Annotated in this window: 12 protein-coding genes; all 12 read right to left on the reverse strand. The window is 62.9% G+C overall.

Annotation, left to right across the window (positions count from 1 at the left end):
- Window positions 1-33 precede the first annotated feature (33 nt).
- The 12 genes from CKW22_RS02805 to fliO all read right to left on the reverse strand — a co-directional run bounded on the left by CKW22_RS02805 (window position 34) and on the right by fliO (window position 12458).
- Window positions 34-2229, reverse strand: a complete 2196-nt coding sequence (locus tag CKW22_RS02805; RefSeq protein WP_033699446.1) for a chemotaxis protein CheA — start codon at window positions 2227-2229, stop codon at window positions 34-36.
- 12 nt (window positions 2230-2241) lie between these two features.
- Entirely contained in the window at window positions 2242-3030 is a 789-nt protein-coding gene (locus CKW22_RS02810) for a protein phosphatase CheZ (RefSeq protein ID WP_033699448.1), read from the reverse strand.
- Between the two features lie 20 nt (window positions 3031-3050).
- A complete protein-coding gene (locus CKW22_RS02815) occupies window positions 3051-3425 on the reverse strand; it encodes a chemotaxis response regulator CheY (protein WP_077068541.1) in 375 nt (124 codons plus the stop codon).
- 119 nt (window positions 3426-3544) lie between these two features.
- Window positions 3545-4285: an RNA polymerase sigma factor FliA gene (fliA, locus tag CKW22_RS02820; RefSeq protein ID WP_033699449.1), complete on the reverse strand. Its 741-nt coding sequence runs from the start codon at window positions 4283-4285 to the stop codon at window positions 3545-3547.
- On the reverse strand, window positions 4282-5115 hold the full coding sequence (gene fleN, locus CKW22_RS02825; RefSeq protein WP_027593013.1) for a flagellar synthesis regulator FleN: 834 nt from the start codon (window positions 5113-5115) through the stop codon (window positions 4282-4284). Before fleN ends, fliA begins: the two co-directional genes overlap by 4 nt.
- Before the next feature lie 93 nt (window positions 5116-5208).
- Window positions 5209-6516 (reverse strand): flagellar biosynthesis protein FlhF, encoded by a 1308-nt coding sequence (gene flhF, locus CKW22_RS02830; protein ID WP_033699450.1) that lies wholly within the window; start codon window positions 6514-6516, stop codon window positions 5209-5211.
- An 11-nt stretch (window positions 6517-6527) separates the two neighbouring features.
- Window positions 6528-8657: a flagellar biosynthesis protein FlhA gene (gene flhA / locus CKW22_RS02835; RefSeq protein WP_033699451.1), complete on the reverse strand. Its 2130-nt coding sequence runs from the start codon at window positions 8655-8657 to the stop codon at window positions 6528-6530.
- Between the two features lie 391 nt (window positions 8658-9048).
- Window positions 9049-10191, reverse strand: coding sequence for a flagellar biosynthesis protein FlhB (gene flhB, locus CKW22_RS02840; RefSeq protein ID WP_033699452.1), 1143 nt, complete (start codon window positions 10189-10191; stop codon window positions 9049-9051).
- 2 nt (window positions 10192-10193) lie between these two features.
- Window positions 10194-10970 (reverse strand): flagellar biosynthetic protein FliR, encoded by a 777-nt coding sequence (gene fliR, locus CKW22_RS02845; protein WP_033699454.1) that lies wholly within the window; start codon window positions 10968-10970, stop codon window positions 10194-10196.
- Between the two features lie 7 nt (window positions 10971-10977).
- Entirely contained in the window at window positions 10978-11247 is a 270-nt protein-coding gene (gene fliQ, locus CKW22_RS02850; protein ID WP_033699456.1) for a flagellar biosynthesis protein FliQ, read from the reverse strand.
- A 21-nt stretch (window positions 11248-11268) separates the two neighbouring features.
- The gene (fliP, locus tag CKW22_RS02855) at window positions 11269-12024 is read right to left on the reverse strand and encodes a flagellar type III secretion system pore protein FliP (RefSeq protein WP_177447933.1); all 756 of its coding nucleotides are present in this window, start codon (window positions 12022-12024) and stop codon (window positions 11269-11271) included.
- Window positions 12024-12458 (reverse strand): flagellar biosynthetic protein FliO, encoded by a 435-nt coding sequence (fliO, locus tag CKW22_RS02860; protein WP_047583666.1) that lies wholly within the window; start codon window positions 12456-12458, stop codon window positions 12024-12026. The genes fliP and fliO overlap by 1 nt, the downstream gene beginning before the upstream one ends.
- Between the last annotated feature and the right edge of the window lie 11 nt (window positions 12459-12469).

The raw sequence follows: 12469 nt of genomic DNA on the forward strand, positions 1-12469 counted from the left end.
GGCGGCGCAACCCGCCAGGGTGCGCCACCGAAATCAAATACGCCGCGCGGCGTAACGCTTGAGCATGCTCGGGACGTCGAGGATCAACGCGATGCGACCGTCGCCGGTGATAGTGGCCCCGGACATGCCCGGCGTGCCCTGCAGCATCTTGCCCAGCGGCTTGATTACCACTTCTTCCTGGCCCACCAGTTGATCGACGACAAAGCCAATGCGTTGGGTACCAACCGAGAGGATCACCACGTGGCCCTCATGCTGCTCTTCGTGCACCTGGCCCTGCACCAGCCAGCGCTTGAGGTAGAACAGTGGCAGCGCCTTGTCGCGCACGATCACCACTTCCTGGCCATCGACCACATTGGTGCGCGACAGGTCGAGGTGGAAGATCTCGTTGACGTTGACCAGCGGGAAGGCGAAGGCCTGGTTGGCCAGCATCACCATCAGGGTCGGCATGATCGCCAGGGTCAGCGGCACCTTGATGACGATCTTCGAACCCTGGCCCTTGGCCGAGTAGATGTTGATCGAGCCATTGAGCTGGGAAATCTTGGTCTTCACCACATCCATGCCGACACCACGGCCGGACACGTCGGAAATCTCGGTCTTGGTCGAGAAGCCCGGGGCGAAGATCAGGTTGTAGCAGTCCGACTCGCTCAGACGCTCAGCGGCGTCCTTGTCCATCAGGCCCTTCTCCACGGCCTTGGCGCGCAGGATGTTGGGGTCCATGCCCTTGCCGTCATCGGAGATCGACAGCAGGATATGGTCGCCTTCCTGCTCGGCTGACAACACCACCCGGCCGGTCCGCGCCTTGCCGGACGCTTCACGCTCGTCGGGCATTTCCACGCCATGGTCGACCGCGTTGCGCACCAAGTGCACCAGCGGGTCAGCCAGGGCCTCGACGAGGTTCTTGTCGAGGTCGGTCTCTTCACCGACCAGCTCCAGGTTGATCTCTTTCTTGAGTTGGCGGGCCAGGTCGCGAACCAGACGCGGGAAGCGGCCGAAGACTTTCTTGATCGGCTGCATGCGGGTCTTCATGACCGCGGTCTGCAGGTCGGCAGTGACCACGTCGAGGTTCGACACGGCCTTGGACATGGCCTCGTCGCCGCTGTTCAGGCCCAGGCGGACCAAGCGGTTACGCACCAGCACCAGTTCGCCGACCATGTTCATGATCTCGTCCAGGCGCGCGGTGTCGACGCGCACGGTGGTTTCTGCCTCGCTGACGGCATGCTTTTCTGCCGCAGGGGCCGGTGCCCGTGGTGCAGGCGCAGGCTTGCTGACAGGCGCCGGTGCGGGCTTGGCCACTGGCTTGCTTTCGACCTTGGCAGCGACAGGCGCTTCGACCGCGACGGCGTCGCCAGAGAACTTGCCCTTGCCGTGCAACTGGTCGAGCAAGGCTTCGAATTCGTGCTCGCTGATAGCGTCACTGGCCGTGGCGGCCGGTGCAGTGCTCACGGGCGCAACTGCAGCGGCGGCGGGCAAGGCGTCGGCCTGGAACGTGCCCTTGCCATGCAGTTGATCGAGCAACGACTCGAACTCTTCATCGGTGATTTCGTCGCTGACCGGCGCCGGGGCGCTGGCCACTGGCTCAGCGACGACTTCGGCGCTGAACTGGCCTTTGCCATGCAACTGGTCGAGCAGCGATTCGAACTCGGCGTCGGTGATCTCGTCACTGGCGCCGCTGACGCTCTCGCCTTGCAACTGCTCATCGGCAGCGGCCTGGGCCTTGACCGCGTCGAGCGAGTCGAGCAGCTGCTCGAATTCGCTGTCGGTGATGTCCGGCTCTTCGGCAGGCGCTGCGGCCAGCGGTTCAGCGGCCGCAGGCTCGGCAGCGGCGACTTCGTCAGCAGCGGCAGGCTCGGCCAGGCGCGACAACGCGGCCAGCAGCTCCGGGGTGGCCGGGATGACTTCGCTGCGCTCGCGGACCTGGCCAAACATGTTGTTGACCGTGTCCAGCGCTTCAAGCACCACGTCCATCAACTCGGCGTCGACCCGGCGCTCACCTTTGCGCAGGATGTCGAACACGTTCTCGGCGATATGGCAGCACTCCACCAGCTCGTTGAGCTGGAGGAAGCCGGCGCCCCCTTTTACAGTGTGGAAACCGCGAAAAATGGCATTGAGCAGGTCGGCATCATCCGGTCGGCTTTCCAGCTCGACCAATTGCTCGGACAGTTGCTCAAGAATTTCGCCGGCTTCTACCAGGAAATCCTGAAGGATTTCTTCATCGGCGCCGAAGCTCATTAAACGTGCTCCTTAAAAACCCAGACTGGACAGCAGATCATCGACATCGTCCTGACCGGACACGACGTCTTCACGCTTATCGGCATGAATCTGCGGACCTTCACCCCGAGTCGGATGTTTTTCTTGATCTTTTTCAGCGCGAAGCTGCTGGTGGTCATGTTCGATGCCGGCAAAACGGTCGACCTGACTGGCCATCAGCACGAGCTTGAGCAGGTTGCTTTCCACCTCGGTGACCAACGCGGTGACCCGCTTGATCACCTGGCCGGTCAGGTCTTGGTAGTCCTGAGCCAGCAGAATGTCGTTGAGGTGGCCGGAAACCTTGCGGTTGCCTTCGGCACTGTGCGTCAGGAAACTGTCGACCCGCTTGACCAGGTCACGGAATTCTGGCGCAGCGACTTCGCGGCGCATGAAGCGCTGCCAGTCCACGCTCAGGGCCTTGGCCTCACCTGCCAGGTCGTTGAGCACCGGCGTGCTTTCCTCGACCAGGTCCATGGTGCGGTTGGCCGCACCCTCGGTCAGCTTGACCACATAGGACAGGCGCTCGGTGGCGTCGGTGATCTGCGAGACTTCCTCGGCCTGCGGCATGTTCGGGTCGATCTGGAAGCTGACGATGGCGCTGTGCAGCTCTCGGGTCAGCTTGCCGACTTCCTGGTACAGGCCACGGTCGCGGGTCTGGTTCAGCTGATGAATCAGCTGCACCGCCTCGCCGAAGCGACCCCGCTCCAGGCTCTCGACCAATTCCTGGGCATGTTTCTTCAGGGTCGTTTCGAACTCCCCCAAAGACGTTTGTGATGAATCCATGGCGCGCCCCCTGACGTGACTCAGCCGTTGACGCGTTCGAAGATCTTCTCGATCTTTTCTTTGAGCACCTGAGCGGTGAACGGCTTGACCACGTAACCATTGACGCCGGCCTGGGCCGCTTCGATGATCTGGTCGCGCTTGGCTTCGGCGGTCACCATCAGTACCGGCATGGTTTTCAGCTTCTCGCTGGCGCGGACTTTACGCAGCAGGTCGATACCGGACATGCCCGGCATGTTCCAGTCGGTCACCAGGAAGTCGTAGTGGCCGTTTTCCAGCATCGGCAACGCCGTGGTGCCGTCATCGGCTTCGTCGGTATTGGTGAAGCCCAGATCACGTAGCAGGTTCTTGATGATCCGCCGCATCGTCGAAAAGTCGTCAACGATGAGGATTTTCATGTTCTTGTCCAATTAGACCTCCAAGCAGTCTCAAACGCGCTCGGCCCCCGAGCACGCATTCATTCAATTCGGCACAACGTGAAACGACTGCAGCGTCTTCAACGGCGAACGGTTGGCACTCAGCGCGCCCGCCATTCACCCAGACGGCTGCGCAAACGTGCGGCGCACTGGCTGTGCAGCTGGCTTACGCGCGACTCGCTGACCCCCAGCACCTCACCGATTTCCTTGAGGTTCAGCTCTTCGTCGTAGTACAGCGCCAGCACCAGCCGCTCGCGCTCTGGCAGGTTGGCAATGGCATCGGTCAGGGCAGCCTGGAAGCGCTCGTCTTCAAGATCGCGCGACGGCTCGACCTGGCCACTGGCGCCGTCCTCGTGCAGCCCTTCGTGCTCGCCGTCCTGCAACAGGTCGTCGAAGCTGAACAGCCGGCTGCCTAAGGTATCGTTCAAAATCCCGTAGTAATCGTCGAGACTCAATTGGAGTTCGGCCGCAACTTCGTGATCTTTAGCGTCGCGACCGGTTCTTGCTTCAACAGCGCGCATTGCGTCACTGACCATGCGTGTGTTGCGGTGCACCGAACGCGGTGCCCAATCGCCTTTGCGCACCTCATCGAGCATCGCGCCGCGGATGCGGATACCGGCGTAGGTTTCGAAGCTGGCGCCCTTGCTGGCGTCGTACTTGTTGGCCACTTCCAGCAGGCCGATCATGCCGGCCTGGATCAGGTCTTCGACTTGGACGTTGGCCGGCAGCCGCGCCAGCAGGTGGTAGGCAATGCGCTTGACCAGCGGGGCGTAGCGTTCGATCAGCTCGTACTGGGCGTCTTTCGACGCCCTGCTGTACATCTTGAAGCCGCTCGCACTCATAGTACCGGTCCTGCGCTGGTGGGCTGCACCAGACGCTCGACGAAGAACTCCAGGTGCCCGCGCGGGTTGGCCGGCAACGGCCAGCTGTCGACCTTCTGCGCAATGGCCTTGAAGGCCAGCGCGCACTTGGAGCGCGGGAACGCTTCGTAAACTGCCCGCTGCTTCTGCACCGCCTTGCGCACGCACTCGTCGTACGGCACGGCGCCGACATACTGCAGGGCCACGTCGAGGAAGCGGTCGGTGACCTTGGTCAACTTGGCGAAGAGGTTGCGCCCTTCCTGCGGGCTCTGGGCCATGTTGGCCAGCACGCGGAAGCGGTTCATGCCGTAATCGCGGTTGAGCAGCTTGATCAGCGCATAGGCGTCGGTGATCGAGGTGGGCTCGTCGCAGACCACCAGCAGCACTTCCTGGGCCGCGCGAACGAAGCTGACCACCGAGTCACCAATACCTGCAGCGGTGTCGATCACCAGCACGTCGAGGTTGTCGCCGACATCGCTGAAGGCCTGGATCAGGCCGGCGTGCTGGGCCGGCGCCAGGTGCACCATACTCTGGGTGCCGGAGGCCGCCGGCACGATGCGCACTCCGCCCGGCCCCTGCAGCATCACATCGCGCAGCTCGCAGCGCCCTTCGATGACATCGGCCAGGGTGCGTTTGGGGGTAAGCCCAAGCAATACGTCGACATTGGCCAGGCCCAGGTCGGCGTCCAGCAACATGACCCTGCGGCCAAGCTCGGCCAGCGCCAGAGACAGGTTCACTGAAACGTTAGTTTTGCCGACGCCACCTTTGCCACCGGTCACGGCGATCACCTGTACGGGATGCATGCTACCCATGTCTGTTCTTTACCTTGTCTCGCTGGGACTCAGGCCACACGTGAGGCAATTCTGCGTGCCCCTTGGCATAGCTACTTTGCACACGCTTCATCATCAACCCGCTCGCCGTGGGTTGTGGTAGAGATCAGCGAACATGTCGGCCATGGCCTCTTCGCTGGGCTCATCCTGCTGTTGCACATTGACCGCGCGCGTTACCAGTTGGTGCGCCCGTGGCAAGTGCAAATCGTCAGGAATACGTGGCCCATCGGTCAGGTAGGCCACCGGCAATTCATGACTGATGGCAAGACTCAGCACATCGCCGAGGCTTGCCGTTTCATCGAGTTTGGTCAGGATGCAACCGGCCAGGCCACACCGCTTGTAGCTGTGGTAGGCGGCCGTCAGCACCTGCTTCTGGCTGGTGGTTGCCAGCACCAGGTAGTTCTTCGAGGCGATGCCGCGGCTCGCCAGGGTTTCGAGCTGCATGCGCAGGGCCGGGTCGCTGGCCTGCAGGCCGGCGGTATCGATCAGCACCACGCGTTTGCGCAGCAGCGGCTCCAGCGCTTGGGCCAGCGACTGGCCCGGGTCGACATAGGTCACCGGCACGTTGAGGATACGCCCCAGGGTCTTGAGCTGCTCCTGGGCACCGATGCGGAAGCTGTCCATGCTCACCAACGCCAGCTGCGGGGCGCCGTACTTGAGCACGTAACGCGCGGCCAGCTTGGCCAGGGTGGTGGTCTTGCCCATGCCGGCCGGGCCGACCATGGCGATCACACCGCCCTCTTCGATCGGCTCGACCTCGGGAATCTCGATCATCCGCGCCAGGTGCGCCAGCAGCATGCGCCAGGCCTGGCGCGGCTCTTCGATCTCGGTGGTGAGTTCAAGCAGCTCACGGGCAATCGGGCCGGACAGGCCGATGCGCTGCAGGCGGCGCCAGAGGTTGGCTTGCTGGGGCTTGCTGCCTTGCAGCTGGCTCCAGGCCAGCGAGCCGAGTTGCACTTCCAGCAGCTCGCGCAGCCCCGACAGCTCCGAGCGCATGGCATCGAACAGCCGTGGGTCGACCGGCGCCGGGCTGGGCGCAGCGGCAGGCGCCGGTGCATCCACGTGCGGCTCGACCAAGGGTTCCGAGGCGGTCAGCGACTGCCCGGCGAACAATTGGCGGTTGTTGTCGCTGCTGTCGCTGCGCTGGTCCAGTTCGGCCTGGGCCGTGGCGATACGCGTGTGGGTCTTGCGCAGCTCTTCTTCAAGCTCGGCGTTGGGTACGCGCGGGGCCAGTGCGGACAGCTTGTAGTCCAGCGCCGCCGTCAATTCGACACCACCGGCAATGCGGCGGTTACCGATGATGGCGGCATCGGAGCCAAGCTCATCCCGGACCAGCTTCATGGCCTGACGCATATCGGCGGCGAAAAATCGCTTAACTTGCATTATCCACTACCTCAGCCGTTAGGGCCCACGGTGGCAACGATGGTGACTTGCTTGTTGTCAGGTATTTCCTGATACGCCAGAACATGCAAATTCGGTACAGCCAGGCGACCGAAGCGCGACAGCATGGCGCGGATCGGGCCGGCGACCAGAAGAATGGCCGGCTGGCCCTGCATCTCTTGGCGCTGGGCCGCGTCAATCAGCGAACGCTGCAGCTTTTCGGCCATGCTCGGTTCCAGAAGAACACCGTCTTCCTGACCCTGCCCGGCCCTTTGCAGACTATTGAGCAAAATCTGTTCCAACCTTGGCTCCAGGGTAATCACCGGCAGCTCCGACTCAACGCCGACAATGCTTTGCACGATGGCGCGACACAATCCGACGCGCACCGCCGCGACCAGCGCGGCGGTATCTTGACTCTTGCCGGCGTTGTTGGCGATAGCCTCGGCGATGCTGCGGATGTCGCGCACCGGTACCTGCTCGGACAACAACGCCTGCAAGACCTTGAGCAAGCCCGACAAGGAAATGACACCCGGCACCAGCTCTTCTGCAAGTTTAGGCGAAGCCTTGCCCAGCACCTGCAGCAGTTGCTGGACCTCTTCGTGGCCGATCAGTTCGTGACAGTGCTTTTGCAGGATCTGGTTGAGGTGGGTGGCCACCACGGTACTGGCGTCCACCACGGTGTAGCCCAGCGACTGCGCCTGAGAGCGCTGGCCAACGTCGATCCACACCGCCTCCAGGCCAAACGCCGGGTCGCGCGCGGCAATGCCGTTGAGGGTGCCAAATACCTGGCCTGGGTTGATCGCCAGCTCGCGGTCCGGGTAGATCTCCGCTTCGGCCAGAATCACCCCCATCAAGGTCAGGCGGTAGGCACTGGGCTGCAGGTCGAGGTTGTCGCGAATGTGCACGGTGGGCATGAGGAAGCCCAGGTCCTGGGACAGCTTCTTGCGCACGCCCTTGATCCGCGCCAGCAACTGGCCACCTTGGTTGCGGTCGACCAGCGGGATAAGCCGATAGCCCACTTCCAGGCCGATCATGTCGATCGGGGTAACGTCGTCCCAGCCCAGCTCCTTGGTTTCCAGCGCACGCTGCGGCGAGGGCAGCAGGTCCTGCTGGCGCTGCACCTCTGCCTGGGCCTTGGCCTTGACCTGCTGCTGTTTCTTCCACACCAGGTAGGCGCCGCCGCAGGCCATCAGCCCGAGGCTGAGGAAGGCCACGTGCGGCATGCCCGGCACCAGGCCCATGACGATCATCAGGCCGCCGGACACCGCCAGCGCCTTTGGCGAATCGAACATCTGCCGGTTGATCAGCTTGCCCATGTCTTCCGAGCCCGAGGCGCGGGTGACCATGATGGCTGCGGCGGTGGACAACAGCAGTGATGGCAATTGCGCCACCAAACCGTCACCGATGGTCAGCAGGGCATACACCTTGCCGGCTTCGCTGAACGGCATGCCGTGCTGGAGCATGCCGATGAGCATGCCGCCGATGAGGTTGATGAACAGGATCAACAGGCCGGCGATGGCATCGCCGCGCACGAACTTGCTGGCACCGTCCATCGAGCCGTAGAACTCGGCCTCCTGGGCCACCTCGGTACGGCGCGCCTTGGCCTGGGCCTGGTCGATCAGGCCAGCGTTGAGGTCGGCGTCGATGGCCATCTGTTTGCCCGGCATCGCATCGAGGGTAAAGCGTGCGCTTACCTCGGAAATACGCCCGGCGCCCTTGGTGACCACCACGAAGTTGATGATCATGAGGATGGCGAACACCACCGCACCGACCACGTAATTGCCGCCGATGACCACTTCACCGAAGGCCTGGATCACCTTGCCTGCGGCGCCGTGGCCCTCCTGGCCGTGGAGCATGACCACCCGCGTGGACGCCACGTTCAGCGCCAGGCGCAGCAAGGTCGCCACCAGCAGGATGGTGGGGAATGCGGCGAAGTCGAGCGGGCGCAGGGCGTACACGCAGACCAGCAGCACCACGATCGACAGGGCGATGTTGAAGGTGAAGAACACGTCGAGCAAGAACGGCGGTATCGGCAACATCATCATTGCCAACATCACCAGCAGCAACAGCGGCACGCCCAGGTTGCCCCGACCGAGACCGGCCAGGTTGTGGCGGGCGTTGCTGATTAACTGAGTGCGATCCACCGCGAGTCCTCTTGATGCAAAACTTTGACGCCCAGGGGGCGCCTGGGCGTGGCTCTGCAAGAAGCCTTCCAACTTTGCTATTTGGATGTACGCCGGGGATTTGGATGTACGCCGTGGGATTTTCGAATGCAGTTAGATCGAGCGCCGCCCGCGCGGCGCATCGCGACGCAAGGCCGCTCCTACATTTGTTTCGGGCCAGTTATTCCTGGGGTATTGGCGTGCGGCCCTTTGGCGCCCGCCTAAATATCGCGTCGTACTAACAAGGCGGTCGCGCGCAAATGCCACAGACCTCACTGGCCCGAAACAAACGTAGGAGCGGCCTTGCGTCGCGATGCGCCGCGCGGGCGGCGCTCGATCTCACAGGCGCCAAAACCCCATCGCCTGGCGCCTGTCAGCCATCACGCCGCAAATCCGGCGGAATCGGCAGATCGTCTTTCAAAGGCTCCGGCCGCTTGCCCTTGCCCGACCGGTACTGACGTATCTGGAATACATACGCCAGCACCTGCGCCACCGCCAGGTACAACCCCGCCGGGATCTCATGCTCAAGCTCGGTGGAGTAATAGATCGCCCGCGCCAGCGCCGGCGACTCAAGAATCTGCACCTTGTGCGCAACGCCGATTTCGCGAATCTTCAGTGCCATGAAATCAGTACCCTTGGCCAGCAACAGCGGCGCCGCCCCGCCCTTCTCCGGGTCGTATTGCAGCGCCACCGCATAGTGCGTCGGGTTCGTGATGATCACGTCCGCCTGCGGCACCGCGGCCATCATGCGCCGTTGCGATGCTTCGCGCTGCAACTGGCGAATACGCTGCTTGACCTCAGGCTTGCCCTCCGAGTCCTTGTACTCGTCACGCACTTCCTGCTTGGTCATCTTCATTTTCTTGTGCGTCTGCCACAGCTGGAACGGCACGTCCGCTGCCGCGATCAACAGCAACCCCGCCGACATCCACAACGCACTCCAACCCACCACCTGCAAACTGTGGATGATCGCCTGCTCCAGCGGCTCGTTGGCAATCGACAACAACGCCTGGCGGTCACTAACCAGCACCACCACCGCCACAATCAGGATCGCGAAGAACTTGACCAGTGCCTTGAGCAATTCGGTCAGGGAATTCATCGAGAACATCCGTTTGATCCCCGACAGCGGGCTCATACGGCTGAATTTCGGCTGTAGCAGGCTGCCGGAAAATACAAAACCGCCCAGCGCGATCGGGGCAACGAACGAGATCACGAACAGCAAAATCAGCACCGGCTGCACCGCCCAGATCGCCATCTTGCCGGAGGCCAGCAGGAATGCGCCCATCGACCGCTCGTCGACGATGATCTCGCGGGTCAGGCTGAAGTTCATGCGCATCAGGTTCAGCAGCGTCTCGGCCAGGTGCCCGCCAAACATCAGCAGGCCACCGGCACCGGCCAGGGTCACCGCCACGGTGTTCAGCTCCTTGGAGCGGGCAACCTCGCCTTTTTCACGCGCGTCGCGTTTGCGCTTTTCGGTGGGGTCCTCTGTTTTGTCCTGACCGCTCTCGCTTTCAGCCATGCTCAGCGCGCCCTCGCCAGATCACGCAGCCATTGCAGCGCATCGCTGGCCAATGCCTGGTAGTGGGAAAGAATATCGGCCAGGCCTATCCAGAAAATCCCCATGCCCATGACCAGGGTCAGCGGGAAGCCGATAGAGAAGATGTTCAACTGCGGCGCCGCACGCGTCATCACGCCAAAGGCGATGTTCACCACCAGCAAGGCTGCGATCACCGGCAAGATCAGCAATAGCCCGGCGCCAAACACCCAGCCCAGGCGCCCGGCCATTTCCCAGAACTGATTGACCACCAGCGCGTTGCCCACCGGCAAGGTGGTGAAGCTTTCGGTGAGCACCTCGAACACCACCAGGTGCCCGTTCATCAACAGAAACAGCACGCTGATCAGCATGGTCATGAACTGGCTGATCACCGTGACGTTGACACCGTTGGCCGGGTCGACCATCGAGGCGAAGGCCATGCCCATCTGCACCGCGACGATCTGGCCGGCGATGACGAAGGCCTGGAACAGCAACTGCAACGAGAAACCGAACAACGCCCCGACGATGACCTGCTCACCACACAGCAGCAGCCCCTGCAGGCTCAACGGGTCGAATTCGGGCAACGGCGGCAGCGCCGGCACGATCACCACGGTGATGGCCACCGCCACGTACAGGCGCACCCGCGCCGGCAGCATGCGCGTGCCGAAGATCGGCATGGTCATCAGCACCGCCGTCACCCGGAACAACGGCAGGATGAAGGTGGCGACCCAGGTGCCGATCTGCGCGTCGGTCAGCTCCAGCATGGCCGTGTCAACCGATCAGCTGCGGGATGCTGGTGTAGAGGGTGGTGATGTACTCCATGAACTTCTGCACCAGCCACGGCCCGGCGACGATCAGCGTAACCAGCATCACCAGCAGGCGCGGCAGAAAGCTCAGGGTCTGTTCGTTGATCTGCGTGGCAGCCTGGAACATCGCCACCATCAGGCCCACCAGCAGGCTCGGCACCACCAGGATGGCGACCATCAGCGTGGTCATCCAGAGGGCATCGCGGAACAGGTCGACAGCAACTTCAGGGGTCATGCGTGGCTCTCCTTGGCAGCGTCAGACGCCGCCGAAACTACTGGCCAGGGTGCCCATGATCAGCGCCCAGCCATCGACCAGGACGAACAGCATGATCTTGAACGGCAGCGAAATGATCAGCGGTGACAGCATCATCATACCCATCGCCATCAGCACGCTGGCGACCACCATGTCGATGATCAGGAACGGGATGAAGATCATGAAACCGATCTGGAACGCGGTCTTGAGCTCGGAGGTGACGAAGGCCGGTACCAGGATGGTCAGCGGCACCTGGTCGGGGCCGGCGATGTCGGCGCGCTTGGACAGGCGCATGAACAGGTCCAGGTCGCTCTGCCGGGTTTGTGCCAGCATGAAGTCCTTGAGTGGCCCCTGGGCTTTGTCGATGGCCTGCTGGGCGGTCATCTGTTCCTTCAGGTACGGCTGCAGGGCATCCTGGTTCACCCGGTCGAACACCGGCGCCATGATGAACATGGTCAAGAACAGCGCCATGCCGGTCAGGATCTGGTTCGAAGGCGTCTGCTGCAAACCCAGGGCCTGACGCAAAATCGAGAAGACGATGATGATGCGGGTGAAGCTGGTCATCAGGATGACGAACGCCGGGATGAAACTCAGCGCCGTCATGATCAGCAGGATCTGCAGGCTGACCGAATACTCCTGCTGCCCGTCCGCCCCATTGGACAGGGTAATGGCCGGGATCGACAGCGGGTCGGCGGCCAGGGCCAACGGCGCGGCCAGCAGCAGCGCCAGAGTCAACATCATGCGCAGCACGCCGATCATCACTTGTTGTCCTTAGGGTCCTTGCCCATCAGCTCCATCAGCCGCTGGGCGAACTCCGGCGTCGCCTGACGAGCAGTGGCGGGCACTTCCACGGGTTCGGCCAGCACATGCAAAGCCTCGATACTGCCTGGGGTATGGCCGATCAGGATCTGCTCCTTGCCGACCTGCACCAGCAACAGCCGGTCACGCGGGCCGATGGCCCGGCTGCCGACGATCTCGATCACCTGCCCACCCTTGACCGCCGTGCCTTGCATACGGCGCAACAACCAGGCCAGGAAGAAGATCAGGCCCACCACCAGCAGCAGGCCAAAGACCATCTGCGCCAGTTGCCCACTCAGGCTGCCGGGTGCGGCGGCGGTGGTCGCCGCAGGGCTGGCCGCCGCACAGGCCAACTGGCTGGCGAACAGCCCGGCAAAGGCGGCGCTGGCGCGCATCGAGCCCTTCA

This window comes from Pseudomonas sp. Irchel s3f19 (assembly GCF_900187555.1).
Classification (GTDB): Bacteria; Pseudomonadota; Gammaproteobacteria; order Pseudomonadales; family Pseudomonadaceae; genus Aquipseudomonas; species Aquipseudomonas capeferrum.

Coding starts and splice junctions, on each gene's coding strand:
- CKW22_RS02805 (WP_033699446.1), bottom strand. CDS start 2,229: ATGAGCTTCGGCGCCGATGAAGAAATCCTTCAGGATTTCCTGGTAGAA.
- CKW22_RS02810 (WP_033699448.1), bottom strand. CDS start 3,030: ATGGATTCATCACAAACGTCTTTGGGGGAGTTCGAAACGACCCTGAAG.
- CKW22_RS02815 (WP_077068541.1), bottom strand. CDS start 3,425: ATGAAAATCCTCATCGTTGACGACTTTTCGACGATGCGGCGGATCATC.
- fliA (WP_033699449.1), bottom strand. CDS start 4,285: ATGAGTGCGAGCGGCTTCAAGATGTACAGCAGGGCGTCGAAAGACGCC.
- fleN (WP_027593013.1), bottom strand. CDS start 5,115: ATGGGTAGCATGCATCCCGTACAGGTGATCGCCGTGACCGGTGGCAAA.
- flhF (WP_033699450.1), bottom strand. CDS start 6,516: ATGCAAGTTAAGCGATTTTTCGCCGCCGATATGCGTCAGGCCATGAAG.
- flhB (WP_033699452.1), bottom strand. CDS start 10,191: ATGGCTGAAAGCGAGAGCGGTCAGGACAAAACAGAGGACCCCACCGAA.
- fliR (WP_033699454.1), bottom strand. CDS start 10,970: ATGCTGGAGCTGACCGACGCGCAGATCGGCACCTGGGTCGCCACCTTC.
- fliQ (WP_033699456.1), bottom strand. CDS start 11,247: ATGACCCCTGAAGTTGCTGTCGACCTGTTCCGCGATGCCCTCTGGATG.
- fliP (WP_177447933.1), bottom strand. CDS start 12,024: ATGATCGGCGTGCTGCGCATGATGTTGACTCTGGCGCTGCTGCTGGCC.
- fliO (WP_047583666.1), bottom strand. CDS start 12,458: ATGCGCGCCAGCGCCGCCTTTGCCGGGCTGTTCGCCAGCCAGTTGGCC.